Source organism: Bacillus sp. DHT2 (genome assembly GCF_026241455.1).
GTDB lineage: Bacteria > Bacillota > Bacilli > Bacillales > Bacillaceae_G > Bacillus_A > Bacillus_A pseudomycoides.
On record NZ_JAPHWH010000002.1, the window covers coordinates 171,026 to 195,515 of the forward strand.

Here is a 24,490-nt window from a genome sequence, read left to right on the forward strand (position 1 = left end):
AGAATGAGTATAACATACAGTGCCACTCTACCATTTGTCAATAATTGTTTAATAAAAACATAAAAATATACGGTTAATTTAAAAATTCCTCGAGAATATCCTCTGCTTTTTGAACAAGTTTCGCCCCTTGCTTTATAAGTTGATTTGTTCCTGCTGCACTTTCTGTAAAAATAGGACCTGGAAGAGCAAATACCTCCCTATTTTGTTCTAAAGCGAGATCTGCAGTAATAAGCGAGCCACTTTTCGATTTCGCTTCCACTACTAGAACCCCTTTACAAAGACCACTGATAATTCGATTTCGCTTTGGAAAATACCATTTTCTAGGCGCGTAATGTGGCGGATATTCTGTTAATAACAGTACAGTATTCTTCCATATTTTATAAAAGTAGCAATTCTCTTTTGGATACATATACTGTAATCCATGCCCTAAGACAGCAATAGTAGGGCTATGTTGTTGCACTGCGATTTGGTGAGCAATGGTATCAATTCCATTTGCAAAACCACTTACAATTAGCCATTCTTTGTCTATTAGCGGTTGTAAAATAGATTGTATGCTTTCTTTCCCGTATAAAGAAGGTTTTCTTGTTCCAACTACTGCAAATTTATTTATTTCTCCTAATAATTCTCTCTTTCCCTTTCCATATAAAATGAAAGGCGGATCTGATATTTCACGTAATAATTCTGGATAATCATCATCCCATATTGTGACATAAAAAATATGCTTTTCTTCTAAATGATGTATACATTGTGCCGGGGTAGATGTTTGTAAGAAGCTAACTAATTCAGCAGATTTTTTCGGAGTCAGCCCAGCATACTTTTCAAATTCCACTGAACTAAATTTATACAGTTTCTTTATCTCTGGATCTATATGCAATAAGCGAGTTAACGCTTTCCAATGATCCGCTAACACATAATGAAGATGGAGCAATCGTTCCCTTTTCATGATCATTCTCCTTACCCATAATTTTTATTATGTAAACAGGAAAAAGTGTAAAAAGACACCCTCTAGCACGAAGGTGTCTTTCAAAAAGATTAATAGTTTTTACAAGTTTCAAATAATCCTTTTTCTTTTAAAACAGCGATTAAAGTTTCGCCCATAACAGCTGGTGTTTCAGCAACTTTAATACCACAAGCTTCCATTGTTTTGATTTTTTCAGCAGCTGTACCTTTACCGCCAGAAATAATCGCACCAGCATGGCCCATACGTTTTCCTGCAGGCGCTGTTTGACCACCGATAAATCCAACAACAGGTTTTGTCATATTTGCTTTTACCCACTCAGCAGCTTCTTCTTCTGCTGTTCCACCGATTTCACCAATCATAATAACAGCATGTGTTTCTTCGTCTTCATTAAACGCTTTTAACGCATCAATAAAGTCTGTACCATTGACAGGGTCGCCACCGATACCTACAGCAGTAGATTGACCAATGCCTTCTTGTGTTAATTGATGTACAGCTTCGTATGTTAATGTACCTGATCGAGATACAATACCTACATGACCTTTTTTATGAATATATCCTGGCATAATACCAATCTTACATTCATCTGGTGTAATAACACCTGGGCAGTTTGGTCCAAGTAAACGCGTCTGTTTACCTGCCATATACTTCTTAACTTTAACCATATCTAATACAGGGATTCCTTCTGTAATACATACTACTAAGTCAATCTCTGCATCAACCGCTTCCATAATTGCATCAGCCGCAAAAGCGGGTGGAACGTACACAACTGAAGCATTTGCGCCCGTTGCTTTTACAGCATCTTCTACCGTATCAAAGACAGGTACACCTTCAATTTCAGTGCCACCTTTACCAGGTGTTACACCACCGACAATTTTCGTACCATATTCAATCATTTGTTTTGTATGGAATAAACCTTGTGAACCAGTAATACCTTGTACAATAACTTTTGTATCTTTATTAACTAATACGCTCATTTTTCTCCCCCGCTTTCTATTAGCCCACTAGTGAAACAATTTTTTGTGCACCGTCTGCCATAGATTCTGCTGCAACAATATTTAAACCAGATTCATTTAAAATTTTCTTACCTAGCTCAACATTTGTACCTTCAAGACGAACAACAAGTGGTAATTCAAGGCCTACTTGTTTTGTCGCTTCAATAACACCTTCTGCAATAACATCACATTTCATAATGCCACCAAAAATGTTAACGAAAATACCTTTTACATTTTTGTCAGAAAGAATAATTTTGAAAGCTTCTCTAACTTTTTCAGCTGTAGCACCGCCACCAACATCTAAAAAGTTAGCTGGATCGCCATGGTAATGTTTAATGATATCCATTGTTGCCATTGCTAATCCTGCACCATTTACCATACAACCAATATTTCCATCTAAAGGAATATAGTTTAAGTCGTATTTAGAAGCTTCAATTTCTTTCGGATCTTCTTCTTCAAGATCGCGAAGTTCTAGAATGTCTTTATGACGATATAATGCATTAGAATCAAAGTTTAATTTTGCATCTAATGCCATAACTTTTCCATCACCTGTTGTAACAAGTGGGTTAATTTCTGCAATAGAGCAATCTTTTTCGATATAAGCACGATATAAGCCCATCATAAACTTCACAGCTTGTCCTACAAGCTCTTTTGGAATATTGATGTTAAATGCAATGCGGCGTGCTTGGAAACCTTGCAGACCTACTGCTGGATCAATATATTCTTTAAAGATTTTTTCTGGTGTTTTTTCTGCTACTTCTTCAATTTCTGTTCCGCCTTCTTCAGACGCCATTAAAACAACTTGAGAAGTCGCACGGTCTAAAACTAAACCAACATAATATTCTTTTTTAATATCGCAACCTTCTTCGATAAGTAAGCGTTTTACTTCCTTACCTTCAGGACCTGTTTGATGCGTAACAAGCGTAGTACCTAAAATACTTTCCGCATATGTACGAACTTCATCTAAATTTTTCGCAACTTTTACTCCGCCAGCTTTGCCGCGTCCACCAGCGTGAATTTGTGCTTTCACTACACATACATCTGTTCCTAATTCTTTCGCTGCTTCTACAGCTTCTTCTACTGTAAATGCAACCTTCCCGTTCGGAACGCTAACCCCATAGCTTCTAAGGACTGCTTTACCTTGGTACTCATGGATATTCATGGTCCCATCCTCCCCTGTTTTCCTGTTTTACTCAAAAAGTTTTTTAATGTTTAAAAAACACTACATTGCCATTGTATAAAATGATTGGCACGCTGTCTACAATAAAGTGTCAGAAAACTGAAATCGCTTTATTCTTTTTTGAAAATAGTAATGTTTATATACCAAAATAAAAAAATAAGCTGTGAGTCACAGCTTATTTTTGAATCATATCCTTAATCGGCGCAAATGTTTTTCTATGCTCTTCTAATACTCCGTACATTTCAATCGCTTGTAAATGTTGTTTCGTTCCATAGCCCATATGTTGCTCAAATCCATATGCTGGATATTCTTTCCCAAGTTCTTTCATCATGCGATCTCTCGTTACTTTCGCAATAATAGACGCAGCTGAAATAGAAATACTTTTTGCATCACCTTTAATAATAGATGTTTGCGGAATTGGTGTAGGAAGCTTCATTGCATCAATTAATAAATGCTCTGGTGTACATGCTAAATTCGCAATTGCATCTAACATTGCTCGTTTCGTCGCTTGATAAATATTTATTTCATCAATAACTTGCGGAGATACAATTCCAATCCCAATCGCGATTGCCTGTTCTTTAATTTCATCATAAAAACGCTCACGTTTCGCTTCACTTAGTTTTTTAGAGTCATTTAACCCTGGGATATAGAAATCTTCCGGAAGGACGACAGCAGCCGTAACAACGGGCCCAGCTAGCGGCCCCCTTCCCACTTCATCGATACCAGCAATATATATGAGCCCTTTTTCACGTAATGCTTTTTCATATTTTGACATCTCTAAAAACTTTTCTTTTTCCTTTTGCGCTAACTCTTTTTGTTTATACCATTTTAAAATGAGCTTTTGAACGCCTTTCCGCTCATCCTTCAATAACACTTGAAATCTTTCATCTTCTTCATTCTTAATTTCTTGCAATACACATTCTGCCTCTTGAATTGTGATTTTTTGCATCAATGTACACTCCCTTTTAAAAATAACCAAAAAGAAAAGACGCACAAACGCACGTCTTATACTTCTTCTACTTCCTCTGCAAATTCTTCCGGTGTTTCAAATGTCATTTTTCCAAGTTTACCACCGCGAAGCTCGCGAAGAATAAGCTCAGATGTTTTATCATAATCAATCATTCCGCCGCCCATTAAGCAACCTCTATTTCTTCCAATCACATCAAAGAATTCTACAATGTCTTCTGGAATTTCACTTATTTTATAACGTTCTTGTATACGTTCTGGATAATGCTTTTCCATAAAACGAAGTGCATATACTGCTACATCTTGTAAATTTAAAATAGAATCTTTAATTGCACCCGTTGTCGCAAGGCGAAGTCCAACTAATTCATCTTCAAATTTAGGCCATAAAATACCTGGTGTATCCAGTAGTTCCATTTCCTTACCAACCTTAATCCATTGTTGGGCTGTTGTAACACCTGGACGATCACCTGTTTTTGCAATATTTTTCTTTGCTAATTTATTAATCAATGTAGATTTACCGACATTGGGAATACCTACAATTAAAGCGCGAATTGCTCTTGGACGAATGCCTTTTGCAACCATTTTGTCAAATTTTTCTTTTACAAGCACTTTACATGCAGCTGCAATTTCTTTCATACCTTGTCCAGCCTGCGCATTAATTGAAATTGCTTTATGCCCTTTTTCCTCAAAATAGGCGATCCATTGCTTAGTTAAGCGATCATCTGCCATATCCGCTTTATTTAAAACAACAAGCCTCGGCTTATGTGTAATAATTTCATCAATCATCGGGTTTCGAGAAGATAAAGGTAATCGAGCATCTACAAGTTCGATTACAACATCAATTAACTTTAATTTCTCTGTTACTTGGCGCCTAGCTTTTGCCATATGCCCTGGGAACCATTGAATTACCATGTTGCCACCTTCTTTTTTCGTTTATTTCACAATACGTGCGTCTTTTAATGGCCAATATAACATATTCGCTTCTCCAATTACTTGGTCCATCGAAATCGTTCCAATAGTACGACTATCTTTACTAAAACGACGATTGTCACCTAGTACAAATAATTGACCTTTTGGAACTGTTTTCTTACCTGTAATTTCTTCAAGCTTGAAATCATATGTAAGTGGTCCATCAGCAAGTTGTTTTTTCTGCTTGTCTAAATACGGTTCCTCATAAGGTTTTCCGTTAATATAGAGTTTATCATTTCGATACTCAATTTCATCGCCTGGCAAGCCGATAACACGTTTAATATAATCTTTTTCTTCTGTTGCTTGGAATACGATTATGTCAAAACGTTTCGGTTCACCAATGTGATAGCCGATCTTATTGACAATCATTCGATCACGATCATGTAGCGTCGGTGACATTGATACACCATCCACAAGGATTGGAGCAAAGAAAAATTGTCTAATAACACCCGCTAACACAATAGCAATCAAAATTGCTTTTATCCATTCCCAAAGTGAACTCTTCTCTTTTTTCATGTATTTCCCCTCCACGGTTATGTAAGCTGTTCGTATTATATCAAAATTTCATATAGATTGGAAAAAGGGAGCTTGTGCATTTACAAGCTCCCATACATGTCTTATCGAATTTCTTTGATACGCGCTTTTTTACCGCGAAGGTTACGTAAGTAGTATAACTTAGCACGACGTACTTTACCACGGCGAAGTACTTCGATTTTCGCGATTCTTGGCGTGTGAACTGGGAATGTACGCTCAACACCTACACCGTAAGAAATCTTACGCACTGTGAATGTTTCACTGATTCCGCCACCACGACGTTTAATTACAACACCTTCAAAAAGCTGAATTCTCTCACGAGTACCCTCAACTACTTTTACGTGTACACGTAAAGTGTCACCAGGACGGAATGAAGGTAGGTCAGTTTTTAATTGGCCTTTTGTAATTTCTGCGATTAATTGTTGCATATTCAATTCTCTCCTTTAAACGGATGCTCTTATAAAGTCTTAATAAATTACAGCGGAACATCGTTAATACGGCTACTGATTTCAGTAACACAAATGTTATAATATCATATTGCTAGGCCTGTTGCAATAGAAAATATATGAAGTTCTTATTGCTCTTTTTTAATTTGTTCAAGCCATTTTTCTTCTTGCTTTGATAATTGACGTTCTTCAAGTAAATCCGGTCGACGTGTATACGTACGGCGCAGGGATTCTTTATGACGCCATTCATCAATATTTTTATGATTTCCTGACGTAAGTACATCCGGTACCTTCATGCCACGGAAATCAGCTGGACGTGTATAGTGCGGATGCTCTAACAAACCAGTACTAAAAGAATCTTCCACCTGAGAAGCGTGATTTCCAAGTACTCCTGGCAAAAGACGTACAACACTATCGGTAACAACCATAGAGGCTAATTCTCCGCCCGTTAATACGTAATCACCAATAGAAATCTCATCTGTTACAAGATGTTCACGAATTCGTTCATCATATCCTTCATAATGACCACATACAAAAATAACATGCTCTTCTCCAGCAAGCTCTTCTGCCTTTTTCTGCGTGAAACGCTCTCCTTGTGGACACATTAAGACAACCCTTGGTTTACGGTCAGTTTCCTTCGTTAACTCTTCCACCGCATCAAAGATAGGCTGTGGGGTTAATACCATCCCCGCGCCCCCACCGTACGGATAATCATCTACACTGTTATGCTTACTTGTTGTATAATCACGAAAATTTACAACCCTAAGCTCCACTGCCTTTTTTTCTTGCGCTTTTTTTAAAATCGAAGATCCAAAAACACCGGTGAACATCTCTGGAAATAATGTTAAAATATCGATTTTCATTATAGCAATCCTTCCATTACATGAATGGTTACTAATTTATTTTCAATGTTAACTTGAAGTACAACATCATCAATGTAAGGGATTAAAAGATCTTGACCTTTCGGGCGTTTAATCACCCAAACATCATTCGCACCAGGAGATAGAATCTCTTTTATCGTACCTAAATCCTCTCCCTCTTCTGTTACAACTTTACAGCCAATAATTTCATGGTAATAGTACTCACCTTCAGCAAGTTCACCTAACTGCTCTTCTGGTACTTTGATTGAAGAACCTTTTAGCTTCTCTACTTCATCTACATTGTTATACCCTTCAAATGTCAATAAATCAAATGTTTTGTGTTGGCGATGAGAAGCGACCTTTACCGAAAGTGGTTCCGTCCCTTTATCATGCCATATGTATAATGTATTCCCTACTTTATATCGTTCTTCAGGAAAATCGGTACGAGAAATAACTCGAATTTCCCCTCTAACACCATGAGTATTTACAATTTTACCTACGTTAAACCATTTTGTCATAAACAGCATGTCACCCCTGTTTTCTATATAAGTTAAGCATTTCCATTCCATATATGGAACATGCAATTTCTTTAAAAATGTTAAAAAAGGGAGAGGAAAAATCCTCGCCCTTTTAACGTTTATTGAATTTCCAGTGTGACTTTCTCATCATTGTGATGTCCCACTGAATACAAGAGCATCCGAATTGCTTTCGCAACTCGCCCCTGCTTTCCAATGACTTTTCCAACATCCTCAGGATGCACAGTCAATCGATACTTTATCTCTCCGTTGCAAAGTTCCTGTGAAACTTTTACATCTTCAGGATGATCTACAAGAGGTTTGACAATTGTTTCGATCAACTTTTCCATTGTCATTGCCTCAATTACTTACCTTGTTTAGATAAGTGGAATTTCTCCATGATACCTTGGTTAGAGAAAAGATTGCGAACTGTATCAGATGGTTTCGCACCATTTCCTAACCATTTTAATGCTGCTTCTTCGTTGATTTTCACTTCAGCTGGTTGAGCAACCGGATTGTAAGTACCGATTTCCTCAATGAAACGTCCGTCACGAGGAGAACGAGAATCTGCAACAACTACACGATAGAAAGGAGTTTTTTTAGCTCCCATACGTTTTAAACGAATTTTAACTGCCATTTATAAAGCACCTCCGAATTTATTTCACACAGATAATTATATTAGCAAAAAGACTATTGCTTTGTAAAGTATTTTTTCTTAACAGAGCCATCTTTTTTTCCTTACATAAATGGAAACTTCAATCCACCTAGTCCTTTTTTCTTACCTTTTTGCATGCCTGTCATCGTCTTCATCATTTTTTTCATATCTTCAAACTGCTTCAGTAGACGATTAATTTCTTGTACTGTTGTACCACTACCTTTGGCAATGCGTTTTTTACGACTAGCATTGATAATTTCCGGATGTTCTCGCTCTACTTTTGTCATAGAACGAATAATTGCCTCAATATGCCCAATTTGTTTTTCATCAACTTGTGCATTTTTCAGCCCTTTAATTTTATTTGCACCAGGAAGCATTCCTAGCAATTCATCAAGTGGTCCAAGTTGACGCACTTGTCCAAGTTGCTCTAGGAAATCGTCTAGTGTAAACGAAAGCGTACGCATTTTTTGCTCAAGTTCTTTTGCTTTTTCCTCATCAACTGTAGCTTGCGCTTTTTCAATTAATGTTAAAACGTCACCCATCCCTAAAATACGGGATGCCATGCGTTCTGGATGGAACGCTTCAATCGCATCTAGCTTTTCACCCATACCAGCAAATTTAATTGGTGTGTTTGTTACTGCTTTAATAGATAGTGCCGCACCACCGCGCGTATCACCGTCTAATTTCGTTAAAACAACACCTGTTAAACCTAACTGTTCATGGAAACTTTGTGCAACATTTACCGCATCTTGTCCTGTCATCGCATCGACAACAAGGAAGATTTCATCCGGTTTCGCAACTTCTTTCACTTTCGCTAATTCATCCATTAGTTCTTCATCAATATGCAGGCGACCCGCTGTATCGATTAAAACATAATCATGATGATCTTCTTTTGCTTTCGCAATCGCTTGTTTCGCAATTTCAACAGGACTTACTTGATCCCCTAATGAGAAAACAGGCATGTCCAATTGCTTCCCTAATGTTTCAAGCTGTTTAATCGCTGCAGGACGGTAAATATCGGCTGCAACAAGCATCGGTTTACGATTATGCTTTTTACGAAGCAAATTCGCAAGTTTACCTGTTGTCGTTGTTTTACCTGCACCTTGCAGACCAACCATCATAATAACAGTTGGTGGCTTATTAGCGACAGCAATTTTACTTTGCTCTCCGCCCATAAGTTCTGTAAGTTCTTCCTGTACAACTTTAATTACTTGTTGGCCAGGTGTCAAACTCTTCATTACATCTTGTCCGACAGCACGCTCAGACACACGCTTTACAAAATCTTTTACTACTTTAAAGTTAACATCCGCTTCTAAAAGAGCAAGACGAACTTCTCTCATCATTTCTTTTACATCGGCTTCAGAAACTTTTCCTTTGCCGCGGATTTTTTGCATCGTCTGTTGAAGTCGGTCGGCTAATCCTTCAAATGCCATATTGCCGCCCTCCTAATCTAATTTTTCGATAGCTTCAACAACTTGTTTCATTTCTTCATTCACATGCTCTTCTTCGCTGATTAGCTGTTTTAGCTTTGCAACAAGTCGCTGTCGCTCTTGAAACTTTTGAAGTAATACTAATTTCTCTTCATATTCTTCAAGCATCGCTTCAGTCCGTTTAATGTTATCATACACGGCTTGGCGACTTACATCAAATTCTTCCGCAATTTCACCAAGAGATAAATCATCTAAATAATAAAGCGACATATAACTTCTTTGTTTTTGCGTTAACAACGATTGATAAAAATCAAATAAATAATTCATTCTCGTTGTTTTTTCGAGCATGTTGGATCATCCTTTGTTAAGTGATTTCCCTTTACATGAATTAGTTTACATGGAGTATAAAAGAGTGTCAAGTTTTTTTCTTAACATGATATATTTTTTATAAAAAAGAAGCGGAAAAACCGCTTCTTTCACTTCCCCCGCTATTTGCGGGCAGTAAGACCTCCACCTTAAGATTCAAAAAGAAGCGAAGAAGATAGGTGGAGAATAACCACCCATAAATACCCGATTGGTGAGGGCTAACCATCCATGGAAAATGCCTCCACGGATGGAAGTTTCACTTTATACTTCTTCTTTTTCTACTAAGTTTGCAAATAAACCATACACATATTGTTCTGGATCAAATTGCTGTAAGTCGTCCATTTGTTCTCCAAGTCCAACAAATTTCACTGGTACGTCCATCTCATTACGAATCGCTAATACGATACCACCTTTAGCAGTCCCGTCTAATTTCGTTAGAACAATACCTGTAACATTCGTTGCTTCGCGGAATGTTTTCGCTTGACTTAAACCATTTTGACCTGTCGTTGCATCAATAACAAGCAATACTTCATGAGGAGCACCTGGAACTTCGCGTTCAATGACACGTTTCACCTTTTCTAACTCCTTCATTAAATTCACTTTATTTTGCAAGCGACCTGCTGTATCACATAGCAAGATATCTACTTTACGCGCTTTTGCAGCCTGAACAGCATCATACATAACCGCTGCCGGGTCAGAACCAGATCCTTGTTTAATAACTTCCACACCAACTCGGTCGCCCCATACTTCTAGCTGTTCGATTGCTCCTGCACGGAACGTATCCCCTGCTGCTAATAAGACAGACTTACCTTCGGATTTAAACTTATGAGCCATTTTACCAATTGTTGTCGTTTTCCCAACACCATTAACACCAACAAATAAAATAACCGTTAATTGATCTTGTTGTATGTTAAGTTCATTACTGAAGTCTTCTTCACCTTTGTAAATCCCTACTAGTTTTTCCGAAATAACAGCTTGCACTTCTCTCGGATCTTGAATATTGCGGCGTTGTACTTCTTCCTTCAACTGATCGATAAGTTCCATTACTGTTGCAACACCAACATCTGCACCAATTAAAATTTCCTCTAATTCCTCAAAGAAATCCTCATCGACTTTACGATAGCGATACACTAAATCATTTACTTTATCCGCAAATGAATTTCTCGTTTTTTCTAACCCTTGCTTAAACTTCTCTGTTACAGTATCTGTTTGTTTCGAAATCTTTTCTTTTAATTTTTTAAAGAAGCTCATTCTTCTCATCCTTCCTATTTGCTTGCAACAAGCTCTTCTCCGTCATCTAAACGAACGGAAACAAGCTTAGAAACACCTGATTCTTGCATTGTTACCCCGTACAGTACATCTGATTCTTCCATCGTACCTTTTCGATGTGTAATAACAATAAACTGCGTTTCATCACTAAACTTTTTCAAATACTGCGCAAAACGAGCTACATTCGCTTCATCAAGCGCCGCTTCAACCTCATCTAGTACACAGAACGGAACAGGTCTTACTTTTAAAATACCAAATAGCAGTGCAATTGCAGTTAAGGCACGCTCCCCACCTGAAAGTAAACCTAAATTTTGCAGTTTCTTACCCGGTGGCTGCGCAACAATATCAATCCCTGTATTTAATAAATCTTGCGGATTTGTCATCACTAAGTCTGCTCTTCCTCCGCCAAATAGTTCACAAAAGACGGTCTGGAATTCTGTACGAATTGCCTGGAATGTAGTAGAGAAGCGTTTTTTCATCTCTTCATCCATTTCCATAATAACTTGGTGCAATGTCGCTTTCGCTTCTTCTAAGTCATCTCGCTGCTCTAACAAGAACGTATGTCGTTCTGCTACGCGTTCATACTCTTCAATTGCCCCTAAGTTTACTGTTCCGAGCTCCTCGATTGATAGTTTGATTAATTTCACCTTTTTACGCGCATCTTCTGCAGGCATTATCATTGTATACTTCAGTTTTGCTGCTTCAAATGAAATCGTATACGTTTCGCGTAAATGTTGCAATCTATTTTCTAATTCAACATCAAGGCGATTGATTTTCACTTCTTGATCTTTTAAAACCTCGAGAACATATTTATGGCGCCCTTTCGTATCTTTCACTTCACGCTCTATATGTTCTACCCGTTCTTGAAGGCTCAGGCGTTGCTCACGACGGGAACTAATTAATTCCGATGTTTGATTTCGGTCATGTGCTTTCTTTTCAATCATATTCGTAATTTGCTCTTCACCGCTTGAATTCGATGTCATTTCTTGCTTTAAGAATGCTAAATCTTCTTTTGTTTTTACAAGCGTTCGCTGCGTTTCCTCTTGTTCTTTCGTCAAACGATCTACTTTCTCTTTTTGATTAGACAAACGTTGCTGCTTTTCTGCTGCTTGTACTTTCAGCTCCGTCATCTCCGCCTGAACTTTTTCTTTCGAAGAATGCTGGTCACTTTTTTGCTTCGTTAAAGCAACAATTTTTTCATCAAGCTCTGTGATATCTTTTTGAAGCTCTACTAAAATTCTATCCAGCTCTTGTTTTCGCCCTTGCATTTTCACTTGATCTTGTAAAAATCCTTCTATTTCCAAATCATAAATAGATAAACGATCATTAATACGATGCTCTTCTAGCTCAAGCTGATTAATTTCTTCTTTTAATTTTTGTTCATCTACACGCTCTTGTTCTGCATCGTGACGTAATTCTTTTATCTTAACTTCTTTTTCTTGAATTTCTTGTTTTAACGCTTTAACAAAGTTTTCTAACTTAGAAGTTTTTCCTTCCATTTCAGTAAGCTTCTTGCTCCACTCTTCTAATTCACGTTGTCGCCCTAGTAGAGAAGATTTCGCTTGTTTTACAGCCCCACCAGTCATAGAACCGCCAGGATTTACAACATCTCCTTCAATCGTTACAATACGGTAGCGATATTGTAATTGCTTCGCTAACTCATTCGCACCTCTTAAATCTTTTGCAACGACGACCGTTCCTAATAAATTTGAAACTATATTTTCATATTTATTATTGTAATGCACGAGTTCTGCTGCCACACCTATAAACGCTGAATGTTGCTTTATCATACGTAGCTGTTCAAATGATAACGATCTTCCCTTAATAACTGCCTGTGGTAAAAACGTCGCACGTCCATGGCGATTTTGTTTCAAAAAGGCAATTGCCTCGCGAGCATGCTCTTCTGTTTGTACAACAACGTGTTGCATTGCTGCACCAAGTGCAATCTCCATAGCAACTTCATATGCCTTCGGTACAGTAAGTAATTCAGCGACCGCACCTTCAATGCCATGTAGTTTACTTTCACGGGCCTTTAATACTTCACGTACACCTTGATAAAACCCAGAATAGTCTTCTTGCATCTCTTCCAGCATTTCTTTTCGAGAGCGAGCTTGTTGAACAAATTGATATGCTTGATACAATTTTGTTTCATTTTCACTATATTGTGCCTTGCATTTTCCAAGCGCCGCTTCTGTTTTTTGTATATTGGTAATAACGCTTGTCACTTTCTCTTTTACTTCTTCATAACTCTCTACAAATTTTTCCTTTTTAGTTGTAATTTGCATACGCATTTGTACATACTTTTCATTTTCTTCATCAAGGCGTTGATTTTTAGAATTTTGTTGTTTGAATTGTTCCTCAAGCATAGATAATTCATTACGATTACTTGCTTGTTGATTTAAAAGTTCAATATAATCTCCTTTTAAATGCTCAATTTGCTCTTCTAGGTTTTCTGCATATGTAGAAAGAAGTTTCTCATTTTCGTGTAGCTTTTGTTCTAATGCTTTTACCTGATTTGCAAATTTCATTAGTTCTTCTGTACCGGTTTCAATTTCCACATCATAAATCTTGGCTTTTTCTGTTAACTCAATAATTAACTGTTCAAGCTGTGTGCAGTGCGTTGTTGCATTTTGCTTTCGTTCCTTTAGCAATTCACGCTGCCCTTCTAATTTTTCTAACTCTTTACTAGAAAGAAGGAGAACTTCTTGCAAGGAATCTACAGATTCATCAATCGCTTGCAATTGTCCGCGTAATTCTTCGAGCTCTGCTTCATTTTTTTGTAAATGCGTTGACATTTTTACTTCTTCATCTTTATTGTGTCCAAACTGCTTTCTAAGCGCTTCCCATTTTTCATGTAATTCTTCAATTTCATATACAATGAGAGCTGCTTCTACTTTTTCTAGTTCTTCTTTTTTCTCAAGATAGTCTTTCGCAATAGAAGCTTGTCTTTCAAGCGGCTCTACTTGAGTGCTTAATTCGTGAATAATATCTTGCACACGATTTAAGTTTTCTTGTGTTTCTGCTAATTTTCCTTCAGCTTTCTTTTTGCGAAGTTTATATTTTAATACGCCTGCTGCTTCTTCAAATACACCACGACGCTCTTCAGATTTACTGCTTAAAATTTCTTCTACTTTTCCTTGGCTAATGATTGAGAAAGCTTCTCGTCCCATACCAGAATCCATAAATAAATCAACAATATCTTTTAATCGACAAGATTGTTTGTTAATAAAAAAGTCACTATCTCCCGAGCGAGAAACGCGGCGCGTAACACTCACTTCATTATACTCAATAGGTAAACGCTGATCTTCATTATTTAAGGTTAATGTTACCTCTGCAACATTAACTGCTCTTCGCGTATCACTTCCCGCAAAAATAATATCCTCCATTTTTGCACCGCGTAATGATTTTGCAGATTGTTCACCAAGTACCCAGCGAATCGCGTCAGTAATATTACTCTTTCCGCTTCCATTAGGACCAACTACAGAGGTTACACCTGGAACAAAATCAACAGATACACGCTCCGCAAAGGATTTAAATCCTACTATTTCTAATCTCTTTAAAAACACGAAAGGCCTTCCCCCTATTCTTCGTTTTTATAGTCTCTGCCTATAAAAACAAACTACTGTACGGATTCATATTTATCTTTTCATATCCAAATAAAAATAAAGTTTCATTCTATGCATAAGGAATCCCCCTCATGTAAAGGGGGATTCCTTATGATTGTTCTTTTAACTTTTTCAACGCCTCTGAAGCAGCTTGTTGCTCTGCTTCTTTTTTCGACTTACCGCTACCAAGACCTAGAGCCACGCCATTTAATGTAACACGTGACACAAACTCTCGATTGTGAGCAGGTCCTTTTTCTTGCAAAATTTGATACTCAATATTACCGCTACCATCACGCTGAATTAATTCTTGTAGTTGACTCTTATAATCCATCACATGAGAAAAAGCACCTTCATTAATTTTTGGATATACAATTTCTTTTAAGAATTCCCAAACTGTCTCCAACCCTTGATCAAGATAAAGGGCACCAATAAACGCTTCAAAGACATCCGCTAATAAAGCTGGTCGTTCACGTCCACCTGTCATTTCTTCACCTTTTCCTAGTAAAACAAGGTTACCAAATGACAATTCATTCGCAAAGCGGACAAGAGATGGTTCACATACAACAGCTGCACGCAACTTTGTTAGCTCTCCTTCGCTCATTGTCGGATATTTTTGAAACAAATACTGTGATACAGTTAATTCTAATACAGCGTCTCCAAGAAATTCTAGACGTTCATTGTCTTCATGTGGCTTTTTTCGATGCTCATTCACATACGATGAATGCGTAAATGCTTGAATTAATAATTTTTCGTCTGTAAACGTAATACCTATTTTTTGTTGAAACATTTTAAAAGCTTCACGATATTTTGTTTCATATTTTTTTTCTCTATATTTTCGGTACGGCATAGGTCCCTCCAGATATAAGCCGAGAAAGCCCCGCTATAAAACGGGACTTCACTCAAACATTATAGATGACTCTCTATGTAAGTCACAGCATCGCCAACAGTAGCAATTTTTTCTGCATCTTCATCAGAAATTTCCATTTCAAACTCATCTTCCAATTGCATTACAAGTTCAACTACATCTAGGGAGTCTGCACCTAAATCTTCTTTAAAGCTTGCAGCTGGTACTACTTCTGTTTCTTCTACTCCTAAACGATCCACGATAATTTTCGTTACACGCTCTAAAACATCTGCCATAATTCATTCACCTCCCCTCAAATATTATATTAAATATTTCACAAAAAAACTAGGTGAAATCGTTTCTTTTATTACATTACCATACCACCATCAACATGTAATGTTTGTCCTGTAATATATTTGCTGTGATCAGCAGCAAAAAATGTTACAGCATTCGCAATATCTTGCGCTTCTCCAAACTTAGCAGCAGGGATTAATTTTAACATTTCCTCTTTTACGTTTTCGCCTAATACATCTGTCATATCAGTAGCAATAAACCCTGGAGCAATTGCATTTACTGTTATATTTCGGCTAGCCAATTCTTTTGCGGAAGTCTTTGTCAATCCAATTACCCCAGCTTTTGCTGCAACGTAATTTGCTTGACCGGGATTCCCTGTAACACCGACAACAGAAGCAATATTAATAATACGACCATGACGCTGACGCATCATGTAACGAGATACTGCTTTCGTACATAAGAATACACCTTTTAAGTTTGTATCAATAACTGTATCCCATTCTTCTTCTTTCATACGCATTAATAAATTATCTCTTGTTACCCCTGCATTATTCACAAGAATATCAACTCGTCCAAATGTATCCACAGTGTGTTTTACCAGGTTTGTAACTTCTTCAACATTAGCAACGTCTGCTCTCACTGCGATTGCTTCTGAACCAAGTTTTTTTATTTCATCAACTACTTCATTTGCTTTTTGCTCATTACCAGCATAGTTAACTACAACTGTTGCCCCTTGCTTCGCTAAATCAATTGCAATTGCGCGGCCAATTCCACGTGATGCACCTGTTACTAATGCAACTTTCCCTTTTAACATCCGCTTTCTCCTCTCAAACTTGAAATGGTATCTTTCAATGTCTCTTCATCATATATCGCATATACCTTTGCAGATGGAGCAATTGATTTCATAAGACCAGCAAGAACTTTCCCGGGACCAATTTCAATAAATGTATCTACACCTTGTTCTACCATCTGTTCAATAGATGGGTACCATAAAACAGGTGAATAGAGCTGTTCAATTAGCTTTTCTTGAATATCTTCACTGCGATTAACGCAATTAGCCGTAACGTTTGCAACAACTGGGATGTTTGCATCTTGAATTGTAATTTCATTTAAAACATTTTGAAACTTCTCAGCTGCTGGTTTCATTAATGAAGAATGGAACGGACCGCTCACACGAAGCGGAATTGCTCGTTTCGCACCATTTTCTTTCACTTTTTGAGAAGCGAGTTCTACTCCTCGTTTCGTTCCAGAGATAACGATTTGCTTCGTACTATTCATATTAGCAATTTGCACAGCATGACCTTCACTCGTTACTTCTTCTGTAACTTGTTTCAGAACATCTGGATCTGCCCCTAAAATAGCGGCCATTGCACCTTCTCCGCTTGGCACAGCTTCTTCCATATATTCACCACGTTTTCTCACAGCGTAAACAGCATCTTCAAATGTTAATGCTCCCGCTGCAACAAGCGCGCTATACTCACCTAAGCTATGGCCAGCAACATAATCAGGCGTAATATCATATTGTTTCAAAGCTGTTAAGATTGCAATACTTGTCGTTAATAGTGCTGGTTGCGCATTTGTCGTTAACGTTAGCTTCTCCTGAGGTCCTTCAAAAATTAATGATGAAAGAGACTCCTGTAAAACTTCATCCGCTTTTTGAAATATTTTTGCAACCTCTTTATTATTCCCTGCTAATTGCTGTCCCATTCCAACCGCCTGTGAACCTTGGCCCGGAAAAAGAAATGCTAGTTTTCCCATTTCAAACCCTCCTCTTATTGAAGCGGCTCTTTCTCCATTACACTTGAAATTGTAGGAATGACTTCTTTCGCTACCATTTCTCTCGTTTGACGAATCGCACTAAAAATCGATTGATCATTAGAAGATCCGTGAGCCTTAATGACAGGAGCTTTTAATCCAAACAATGCTGCTCCGCCATACTCCGAATAATCCATTTTATCTTTTAATATCATCAGCTTCGGTTTTAATACTGCCGCTGCTAATTTACTTGTGAACGAACTCATTAATTGTTCTTTTAACATAGAAAATAATGCTAGTGCAGTTCCTTCTAATGATTTTAATGCTACGTTTCCAGTAAAACCATCGCATACAACTACATCTGCCACACCTTGTAATAGGTCTCTTGACTCAACGTTTCCAACAAAATTAATTGGCGCATCTTTTAGCATAGCGAATACTTGTTTTGAAAGTTCGTTTCCTTTGCCATCTTCTGTCCCGACATTCAAAAGACCAACACGCGGATTGTTAATTCCTCTTACTTTCTCAGCGTAAATAGAACCCATTACCGCATATTGATATAAATGAATTGGCTTCGCGTCAACATTTGCTCCAACGTCTAACATAACAAAACCTTTTCCATCAATTGTTGGCATTGTAGGAGATAACGCTGGACGTTCAATCCCTTCCATACGTCCTACCACAAACAATCCCGCTGCCATTAAAGCCCCTGTGTTACCTGCTGATATACAAGCATTGGCTACACCTTCTTTTACTTGCTGCGCTGCAAGTACCATTGAAGCTTGCTTTTTCCGACGAACAGCTCTTACTGGTTCATCTGTCCCTTCAATCTTTTCATCTGTATGAAGTACAGTAATACGCTCTTCGCTTGTTAAATACTGACGAATCTCCTCTTCTTTTCCTACCAAAGTAATATGTAAATCTGAATATTCCTTAATAGCTTTCATTGCTCCTAATACAGCTGCTTTTGGAGCGTGATCGCCACCCATTGCATCTATTGCGATTTTCATAAATTGTTACCTTCCTCACTATAATTACTAGATCGATACATTTCAAAAGTGCCTGTAAAAACAAGTTCTTCGCCAACAAAGCTATGCACTTTGACAACCGTCCGTCCTTTATCATTCTCCACATCTTCAACGCGGGCTTTTGCAACAACACGTTCTCCTAATTTTACAGGACGAATATATCGAATGGTAGACTTTGCAGTTAAAGCTAATTCTTCATCAATAACTGCAACAGCTAGTGAGTTCGCTTGAGCAAACAAATGGTGCCCACGCGCAATTTGATTTCTTTTAAATACATGCTCCATCTTCACTTCAAAAATAGAAATTGCATGTCTATCTAATTCTATATCAATAATTTCTCCAACTACCTCTTCTAACGGTAAAGATTTTACATCTTCTTCATGCTGTTTCGTTGCCACATGTTTAATTCGCTCTCTTAACTCAGGAATCGATAATTCCATTCGATCAAGGCGAACAGTTTGTATACTTACTTGAAACTGCTCTGCTAACTCTTCATCCGTTATGAAAGGATTCGTTTCTATTGTTTGTTGTAATAATACTTGTCTTTCTTTCTTACTTTTTCTTTTTTTCATACCGCACCATCCGTTTTTATGACTAGGTACTAACAGTAGTATATAATCATTAAAAGTAGAATGCAACAAAAAAATTTGCACATTCCATTTTTAATCGAGCTTTTCTCCTTGAAACACACTTGCTCCTTCAAGATATACGCGTAATGCAGCATACTGCTCGTTGTGCCAAAACGCTTCAGAATCAACCAGCACGACCGCATCTTGTCTCGCCGTTTCCAACGCTCGATAATCATGTACCATATCAGCTACCTTAAACTCTGGTAGACCACTTTGTTTACTTCCAAAGAAATCTCCAGGACCACGTAACTCTAAATCTTTTTCCGACAATACAAATCCATCATTTGTTTCTGTCATAATGCGCATGCGTTCTTTCCCAGTTTCCGATTTCGGATCTGCGATTAACAAACAATACGACTGCTCACTCCCACGGCCAACACGACCTCGAAGCTGATGCAATTGCGATAAACCAAAGCGCTCCGCATCATAAATTACCATAACCGTTGCATTTGGCACGTTGACACCAACCTCAACTACAGTTGTTGAAACAAGAATTTGCACTTTATTTTCACTAAATTTCTCCATTACATCTTCTTTTTCTTGAGAAGATAAACGTCCGTGCATTAATCCAACCTGAAACTTTCCTTGATAGTGATGTATCAGCATACTATGCAAATCAATTGCATTTTGCACATCAAGCTTCTCAGATTCTTCAATAAGCGGACAAATTACATAAGCTTGTCTCCCCTTATTCACTTCCTTTTCCACGAAACCAAGGACACGTTCTAACATATCATGTTTTGCCCAATACGTTTCAATCACTTTACGCCCAGCAGGCATTTCATCAATAATAGAAACATCCATCTCTCCAAAAGCAGTAATCGCCAATGTACGAGGAATCGGTGTTGCTGTCATAAACAACACATCTGGACTTTCACCTTTCTCTCGTAAAACGCGGCGCTGCGCTACACCAAAACGGTGTTGTTCGTCAGTAATAACAAGTCCAAGTCTATGGAAAATGACCTCATCCTGAATTAAAGCATGTGTCCCAACAAGAATATCTATTTCTCCTTGTTCAAGTTTCGCTAAAACTTCACGACGACGTGCCCCCTTAACTGAACTCGTTAACAATTCCACATTCATATTAAAATGCGAGAACGTCTCTGCTAGCGATTGATAATGTTGCTCAGCTAAAATTTCTGTAGGGACCATTAACGCACCTTGATAATGTGCAAGTTTCGCTGCATAAAGAGCAATTGCAGCTACAACTGTTTTTCCTGATCCAACATCCCCTTGTAATAACCGATTCATCCGGTACGGAGACTGCATATCTTTTATAATCTCAGAAACAACGCGACGCTGTGCGCCAGTAAGCGGGAACGGAAGTGCATCAGTGAACTCTTCTAATTCTTTCATTGAAATATCTTTTTTCGTCCCCTTCGAACTCTCTCTTTCCATTTTACGCAACGCTTGCATTTTGAGCTGGAATAAGAAAAATTCTTCATATACAAATCGACGACGTGCTTGTTTTAAATCTTCTTGACCAACTGGAAAATGCAGCGCTCGAAGCGCTTCATAACGCGGTAATAATTTATAACGCCCTAACAAACCATCTGGCAACATTTCTTCTATAGAGGAACCATACTCTTTTAAAGCTTGTGCAATAAAACGTCGCATTTGTTTTACTGTTAATTTTCCTTTTACTGAATACACAGGTTCCACTTCTTGCTGACGTACGACTGGACCAAAGTGAAGCTCGGATATAGAAATCGTTTGACGATGCTGATCCCATTTACCAGTAATCGTCACCGTTTCATCAAGCTTTAATTTTTGTTTATAATACGGTCTATTAAAACATACAGCCGTAATTAAATAACGGCCAACAAGTACGCGAACAGTAAGACGCGATTTCTTTTTCCCGTAATATTGTAATAAAGGAGCACTATGCACCTTTCCTTCCACTGTTACACGCTCTTCATGTTTCACTTCTGCCAAATCTTTCATCGCGTAGTCTTCATAACGGTACGGAAAATGCTCTAATAGATGGGAAACTGTATAAATCCCCATCTCATGTAATAATTCAGATGTCTCTTCCCCGATTCCTTTTACATCCGTAACAGGAACTTGCACAACTTCACTCAAGATTTTCACGCTCCGTCACATCATTTTCTTATTTTTACTCGCGTATATACTTCATGCATATATGGATATACAATTCCATATAACTTATACATTTACTATCCTAACTTGTAATCGTTCTCTTCTGCCTTTTCTATTCTATCATAGGCATTCTCAAGGAAACTACCCTTATACATTATCAGCCATATATAATGACACTTTCCTTTCATTAACCTAAATACCTACTTGATTAAACTTTGCGAAATCTTTTATCAAATTATGTATATTCCAAAGAAAGATATGCGATAAAAAAGAGCCTTACTATAGCAGCAAGGCTCTTTTTTATCGTCATTATGCTAGCCTTTTGAAAAAGAACCACTGACGATAGATTATCGCTAGTTCTTGCTCATTAGCAAGTAAAACCATTCATCTCTATGCAAAAAAGAAATTCCCTTTATTCTACAGAGAATATGAAAGAATATACAGGTTGATTTCCTTGGTGAACTTCTACCTCTACATCTTCAAACTTCTCTTCTACAAATGCAACTAACTCTGCAACTTCTTCATCTGTTGCATCTTCACCTTGCAAGATCGTTACAATCTCAGAATCTTCATCAATCATACTTTCTAGCAATCGCTTCGCTGCATCTACTTTTTTAGCATTTGTAGATACAATTTTCCCATCTGCAATACACATGAAATCATTTTTTTGAATCGCTACACCGTCAATTTCCGTATCACGAACTGCATACGTAATTTGACCTGTTTTCACATGTGCTAGTGCTTCTTGCATGTTCTCTTCGTTTTCTTCTAACGTTCCAACTGGATTAAATGCTAACATTGCAGCTATTCCTTGAGGAACAGTTTTTGAACGAACAACAATCACTTCTTGATCAACAACAGATGCCGCTTGCTCTGCTGCCATCACAATATTCCCGTTATTCGGTAATATAATGATTTTTTCAGCATTCGCTTCTTCGATTGCCTTTACGATATCCTCTGTACTTGGGTTCATCGTTTGACCACCTTCGATAACTTGTGTTGCCCCAATGCTCTCGAATAGGTTTTTAATACCTGATCCCATCGCTACAGTTACAATACCGTATGGTTGCTTTTCTTTTACTGGAATTACTTTTTCCGGCATCGGTGTTGGTTCATCTAATAAAGCAGTATGCTGTTCGCGCATATTTTCTACTTTAATTTTAATCAAACTACCATAACGTTGACCGTAGTTCATCGCATCACCAGGATGTTCTGCATGAATATGAACTTTTACAACTTCATCATCCGAGACAACAAGCAATGAATCTCCATATACGCTAATATCTTCACGGAATTTCTGCTCAGAGAAATTATGTTCTTTCATTTTTTCAGACTCTAATTTCACCATAAATTCCGTACAATATCCGTATTTAATATCTTCTGTACTCAATTGGCTTTGTACACTACGGTGATGCTCCGCACGCACCATTTCATTCATAGATGGTTGTGCTGGTACATCAGAAGAAATTGTTTCCCCTTTTAAATCAGCTAAAAAGCCTTCGTATACAACAACAAGACCTTTACCACCGCTATCTACAACGCCAACTTGTTTTAATACAGGTAATAAATCTGGCGTACGATTTAACGATGCATTTGCTTCTTTGACAACGTCTTCCATAAACAAAACAAAGTCGCGCTGTTTTTTCGCAACTATGACTGCATATTTCCCCGTTTCTCTTGCAACTGTTAAAATCGTTCCTTCAATCGGCTTCATAACCGCTTTATACGCCGTTTCTACACCAGCTTCTAAAGCTGCCGCAAAATCAACTGTTGTTAATTCTTCTTTTTGTTCAATGGATTTAGAGAAACCACGGAACAACTGAGATAAAATAACACCTGAGTTACCACGAGCTCCCATTAATAATCCTTTTGCTAAACTTACGCCGACTTTACCAGCATGCTGCGAAGGGTTTGCTTTCACTTCACGCGCGCCTGAAGTCATTGATAAATTCATATTTGTACCGGTATCGCCATCTGGAACTGGAAAAACGTTTAATGCATCAACAAGCTGAACATTGTTTGTTAAGTTATTCGCTCCTTGAATAATCATTTGTGATAAACGTTTCCCATCAATTTTTTGAATTGACACAGATTTTCCTCCTTAATGCACATTACAAGTTTATTACTTTAACTCCTTGTACGTAGATGTTTACAGAATCTACTGCTAGTCCTACCGTTTGGTCTAATGTATATTTCACTTTCGTTTGGACGTTGTGTGCTACCTCTGAAATTTTTGTACCATAGCTCACAATAATATACATATCAATATGTACTTCATCTTCGTCTTTACGAACAATAACGCCTCTAGTGAAGTTTTCTTTTCGTAAAATTTCTGTTAATCCATCTTTTAATTGATTTTTTGAAGCCATACCAACGATACCGTAGCAATCTACCGCGGCACCTCCAGCAATCGTTGCAATTACATCTGTACTAATATCAATTTGACCGTACTTCGTTTTAATTTCAATTGACATCTCTTTTCCCCCTTCATAAATGGTGAAAGTGAGCTAGACTACTTTAATTACTATCATATAATCTTTTTAAAGAAAATTCCATCGTTCTTTCTTTTCGCTCTCATATTTTATACTTATTATTACACTTTTCTACGACGAGCAAAATAGTCCATTGTTATTATACAACATGTACCACTATAATATGTCAAGTGATTTTTCTTGATTTCTACTTTTCTTTACTGAAATTTAGTGTCAAGTAATTTTTCTTGATTTCTTTTTTATACACTGTTGCATTCTCTTTTTAGTTGTGTTAAATTATAGTAGTGTTTTTAGCATCGCATAAAAGACTAACATTGAAAAAATTACGTATGGTAAGGTAGTTAAGGGAGGGAAATATAGATGGCTCGTGTTTGTGCTATTACTGGAAGAAAAGCTCGTTCTGGTAACTCTCGTTCTCACGCAATGAACGCTACAAAACGTAAATGGGGCGCTAACCTTCAAAAAGTTCGCGTACGCATCGACGGTAAAGTTCAACGTGTTTACGTTTCTGCTAGAGCATTAAAATCTGGCAAAATCGAACGTGTTTAATAATAAAAAAAAGAGCCAATAGGCTCTTTTTTTATTATCCTCATGAAAAAA

General features: G+C 37.6%; 25 protein-coding genes. 1 reads left to right on the forward strand and 24 read right to left on the reverse strand.

Annotated elements, in window-relative coordinates; translation table 11 throughout:
* Positions 1-73 precede the first annotated feature (73 nt).
* From dprA to ORL93_RS05985, 24 genes are all read right to left on the reverse strand, one after another.
* Positions 74-943 carry a DNA-processing protein DprA gene (dprA, locus tag ORL93_RS05870; RefSeq protein ID WP_018780928.1) on the reverse strand — a complete coding sequence of 290 codons (870 nt, stop codon included), beginning with the start codon at positions 941-943 and terminating at the stop codon, positions 74-76.
* An 89-nt stretch (positions 944-1,032) separates the two neighbouring features.
* Positions 1,033-1,935 (reverse strand): succinate--CoA ligase subunit alpha, encoded by a 903-nt coding sequence (gene sucD / locus ORL93_RS05875; protein WP_003199472.1) that lies wholly within the window; start codon positions 1,933-1,935, stop codon positions 1,033-1,035.
* A gap of 19 nt (positions 1,936-1,954) precedes the next feature.
* Positions 1,955-3,115 (reverse strand): ADP-forming succinate--CoA ligase subunit beta, encoded by a 1,161-nt coding sequence (gene sucC, locus ORL93_RS05880; RefSeq protein ID WP_265958812.1) that lies wholly within the window; start codon positions 3,113-3,115, stop codon positions 1,955-1,957.
* A gap of 193 nt (positions 3,116-3,308) precedes the next feature.
* Complete coding sequence (locus ORL93_RS05885) at positions 3,309-4,082, reverse strand: ribonuclease HII (RefSeq protein WP_098161184.1); 774 nt, start codon at positions 4,080-4,082, stop codon at positions 3,309-3,311.
* Between the two features lie 56 nt (positions 4,083-4,138).
* Positions 4,139-5,011 carry a ribosome biogenesis GTPase YlqF gene (gene ylqF / locus ORL93_RS05890; protein ID WP_003199468.1) on the reverse strand — a complete coding sequence of 291 codons (873 nt, stop codon included), beginning with the start codon at positions 5,009-5,011 and terminating at the stop codon, positions 4,139-4,141.
* 21 nt (positions 5,012-5,032) lie between these two features.
* Positions 5,033-5,584: a signal peptidase I gene (lepB, locus tag ORL93_RS05895; RefSeq protein WP_016115968.1), complete on the reverse strand. Its 552-nt coding sequence runs from the start codon at positions 5,582-5,584 to the stop codon at positions 5,033-5,035.
* A 101-nt stretch (positions 5,585-5,685) separates the two neighbouring features.
* Positions 5,686-6,030 carry a 50S ribosomal protein L19 gene (rplS, locus tag ORL93_RS05900; RefSeq protein WP_001186516.1) on the reverse strand — a complete coding sequence of 115 codons (345 nt, stop codon included), beginning with the start codon at positions 6,028-6,030 and terminating at the stop codon, positions 5,686-5,688.
* A 146-nt stretch (positions 6,031-6,176) separates the two neighbouring features.
* A complete protein-coding gene (gene trmD / locus ORL93_RS05905; RefSeq protein WP_097794301.1) occupies positions 6,177-6,911 on the reverse strand; it encodes a tRNA (guanosine(37)-N1)-methyltransferase TrmD in 735 nt (244 codons plus the stop codon).
* Complete coding sequence (rimM, locus tag ORL93_RS05910) at positions 6,911-7,426, reverse strand: ribosome maturation factor RimM (protein WP_018764717.1); 516 nt, start codon at positions 7,424-7,426, stop codon at positions 6,911-6,913. Before rimM ends, trmD begins: the two co-directional genes overlap by 1 nt.
* A 119-nt stretch (positions 7,427-7,545) precedes the next feature.
* Positions 7,546-7,773 (reverse strand): KH domain-containing protein, encoded by a 228-nt coding sequence (locus ORL93_RS05915; protein WP_018764718.1) that lies wholly within the window; start codon positions 7,771-7,773, stop codon positions 7,546-7,548.
* 14 nt (positions 7,774-7,787) lie between these two features.
* Complete coding sequence (gene rpsP, locus ORL93_RS05920; protein WP_000268750.1) at positions 7,788-8,060, reverse strand: 30S ribosomal protein S16; 273 nt, start codon at positions 8,058-8,060, stop codon at positions 7,788-7,790.
* Positions 8,061-8,161: 101 nt separating this feature from the next.
* Complete coding sequence (ffh, locus tag ORL93_RS05925) at positions 8,162-9,511, reverse strand: signal recognition particle protein (protein ID WP_003199457.1); 1,350 nt, start codon at positions 9,509-9,511, stop codon at positions 8,162-8,164.
* A 12-nt stretch (positions 9,512-9,523) separates the two neighbouring features.
* Positions 9,524-9,856: a putative DNA-binding protein gene (locus tag ORL93_RS05930; RefSeq protein WP_000891062.1), complete on the reverse strand. Its 333-nt coding sequence runs from the start codon at positions 9,854-9,856 to the stop codon at positions 9,524-9,526.
* Between the two features lie 279 nt (positions 9,857-10,135).
* Positions 10,136-11,125: a signal recognition particle-docking protein FtsY gene (gene ftsY, locus ORL93_RS05935; RefSeq protein WP_006095745.1), complete on the reverse strand. Its 990-nt coding sequence runs from the start codon at positions 11,123-11,125 to the stop codon at positions 10,136-10,138.
* Positions 11,126-11,139: 14 nt separating this feature from the next.
* The gene (gene smc / locus ORL93_RS05940) at positions 11,140-14,709 is read right to left on the reverse strand and encodes a chromosome segregation protein SMC (RefSeq protein ID WP_097794302.1); all 3,570 of its coding nucleotides are present in this window, start codon (positions 14,707-14,709) and stop codon (positions 11,140-11,142) included.
* A gap of 148 nt (positions 14,710-14,857) precedes the next feature.
* Positions 14,858-15,595 carry a ribonuclease III gene (gene rncS / locus ORL93_RS05945; RefSeq protein ID WP_003199450.1) on the reverse strand — a complete coding sequence of 246 codons (738 nt, stop codon included), beginning with the start codon at positions 15,593-15,595 and terminating at the stop codon, positions 14,858-14,860.
* A 59-nt stretch (positions 15,596-15,654) separates the two neighbouring features.
* Positions 15,655-15,888: an acyl carrier protein gene (gene acpP / locus ORL93_RS05950; RefSeq protein WP_000786062.1), complete on the reverse strand. Its 234-nt coding sequence runs from the start codon at positions 15,886-15,888 to the stop codon at positions 15,655-15,657.
* Positions 15,889-15,959: 71 nt separating this feature from the next.
* Positions 15,960-16,700 (reverse strand): 3-oxoacyl-[acyl-carrier-protein] reductase, encoded by a 741-nt coding sequence (gene fabG, locus ORL93_RS05955; RefSeq protein WP_016115974.1) that lies wholly within the window; start codon positions 16,698-16,700, stop codon positions 15,960-15,962.
* Positions 16,694-17,644, reverse strand: coding sequence for an ACP S-malonyltransferase (gene fabD, locus ORL93_RS05960; RefSeq protein ID WP_003208176.1), 951 nt, complete (start codon positions 17,642-17,644; stop codon positions 16,694-16,696). The genes fabG and fabD overlap by 7 nt, the downstream gene beginning before the upstream one ends.
* A 14-nt stretch (positions 17,645-17,658) precedes the next feature.
* Entirely contained in the window at positions 17,659-18,651 is a 993-nt protein-coding gene (gene plsX / locus ORL93_RS05965) for a phosphate acyltransferase PlsX (RefSeq protein WP_018780923.1), read from the reverse strand.
* Positions 18,648-19,241, reverse strand: a complete 594-nt coding sequence (gene fapR / locus ORL93_RS05970) for a transcription factor FapR (RefSeq protein ID WP_003199443.1) — start codon at positions 19,239-19,241, stop codon at positions 18,648-18,650. Before fapR ends, plsX begins: the two co-directional genes overlap by 4 nt.
* Positions 19,242-19,331: 90 nt before the next feature.
* The gene (recG, locus tag ORL93_RS05975) at positions 19,332-21,380 is read right to left on the reverse strand and encodes an ATP-dependent DNA helicase RecG (RefSeq protein WP_098161186.1); all 2,049 of its coding nucleotides are present in this window, start codon (positions 21,378-21,380) and stop codon (positions 19,332-19,334) included.
* 430 nt (positions 21,381-21,810) lie between these two features.
* Positions 21,811-23,487, reverse strand: coding sequence for a DAK2 domain-containing protein (locus tag ORL93_RS05980; RefSeq protein WP_265958814.1), 1,677 nt, complete (start codon positions 23,485-23,487; stop codon positions 21,811-21,813).
* A gap of 22 nt (positions 23,488-23,509) precedes the next feature.
* Positions 23,510-23,872, reverse strand: a complete 363-nt coding sequence (locus ORL93_RS05985) for an Asp23/Gls24 family envelope stress response protein (RefSeq protein ID WP_000021111.1) — start codon at positions 23,870-23,872, stop codon at positions 23,510-23,512.
* 378 nt (positions 23,873-24,250) lie between these two features.
* Here ORL93_RS05985 and rpmB point away from each other — a divergent pair, with 378 nt between their 5' ends.
* A complete protein-coding gene (gene rpmB, locus ORL93_RS05990) occupies positions 24,251-24,439 on the forward strand; it encodes a 50S ribosomal protein L28 (protein WP_000124776.1) in 189 nt (62 codons plus the stop codon).
* Positions 24,440-24,490 lie beyond the last annotated feature (51 nt).

Excerpts from the sequence above, each read along its gene's own strand:
- dprA (WP_018780928.1), bottom strand. The coding sequence starts at position 943 with ATGAAAAGGGAACGATTGCTCCATCTTCATTATGTGTTAGCGGATCAT.
- sucD (WP_003199472.1), bottom strand. The coding sequence starts at position 1,935 with ATGAGCGTATTAGTTAATAAAGATACAAAAGTTATTGTACAAGGTATT.
- sucC (WP_265958812.1), bottom strand. The coding sequence starts at position 3,115 with ATGAATATCCATGAGTACCAAGGTAAAGCAGTCCTTAGAAGCTATGGG.
- ORL93_RS05885 (WP_098161184.1), bottom strand. The coding sequence starts at position 4,082 with ATGCAAAAAATCACAATTCAAGAGGCAGAATGTGTATTGCAAGAAATT.
- ylqF (WP_003199468.1), bottom strand. The coding sequence starts at position 5,011 with ATGGTAATTCAATGGTTCCCAGGGCATATGGCAAAAGCTAGGCGCCAA.
- lepB (WP_016115968.1), bottom strand. The coding sequence starts at position 5,584 with ATGAAAAAAGAGAAGAGTTCACTTTGGGAATGGATAAAAGCAATTTTG.
- rplS (WP_001186516.1), bottom strand. The coding sequence starts at position 6,030 with ATGCAACAATTAATCGCAGAAATTACAAAAGGCCAATTAAAAACTGAC.
- trmD (WP_097794301.1), bottom strand. The coding sequence starts at position 6,911 with ATGAAAATCGATATTTTAACATTATTTCCAGAGATGTTCACCGGTGTT.
- rimM (WP_018764717.1), bottom strand. The coding sequence starts at position 7,426 with ATGACAAAATGGTTTAACGTAGGTAAAATTGTAAATACTCATGGTGTT.
- ORL93_RS05915 (WP_018764718.1), bottom strand. The coding sequence starts at position 7,773 with ATGGAAAAGTTGATCGAAACAATTGTCAAACCTCTTGTAGATCATCCT.
- rpsP (WP_000268750.1), bottom strand. The coding sequence starts at position 8,060 with ATGGCAGTTAAAATTCGTTTAAAACGTATGGGAGCTAAAAAAACTCCT.
- ffh (WP_003199457.1), bottom strand. The coding sequence starts at position 9,511 with ATGGCATTTGAAGGATTAGCCGACCGACTTCAACAGACGATGCAAAAA.
- ORL93_RS05930 (WP_000891062.1), bottom strand. The coding sequence starts at position 9,856 with ATGCTCGAAAAAACAACGAGAATGAATTATTTATTTGATTTTTATCAA.
- ftsY (WP_006095745.1), bottom strand. The coding sequence starts at position 11,125 with ATGAGCTTCTTTAAAAAATTAAAAGAAAAGATTTCGAAACAAACAGAT.
- rncS (WP_003199450.1), bottom strand. The coding sequence starts at position 15,595 with ATGCCGTACCGAAAATATAGAGAAAAAAAATATGAAACAAAATATCGT.
- acpP (WP_000786062.1), bottom strand. The coding sequence starts at position 15,888 with ATGGCAGATGTTTTAGAGCGTGTAACGAAAATTATCGTGGATCGTTTA.
- fabG (WP_016115974.1), bottom strand. The coding sequence starts at position 16,700 with ATGTTAAAAGGGAAAGTTGCATTAGTAACAGGTGCATCACGTGGAATT.
- fabD (WP_003208176.1), bottom strand. The coding sequence starts at position 17,644 with ATGGGAAAACTAGCATTTCTTTTTCCGGGCCAAGGTTCACAGGCGGTT.
- plsX (WP_018780923.1), bottom strand. The coding sequence starts at position 18,651 with ATGAAAATCGCAATAGATGCAATGGGTGGCGATCACGCTCCAAAAGCA.
- fapR (WP_003199443.1), bottom strand. The coding sequence starts at position 19,241 with ATGAAAAAAAGAAAAAGTAAGAAAGAAAGACAAGTATTATTACAACAA.
- ORL93_RS05985 (WP_000021111.1), bottom strand. The coding sequence starts at position 23,872 with ATGTCAATTGAAATTAAAACGAAGTACGGTCAAATTGATATTAGTACA.
- rpmB (WP_000124776.1), top strand. The coding sequence starts at position 24,251 with ATGGCTCGTGTTTGTGCTATTACTGGAAGAAAAGCTCGTTCTGGTAAC.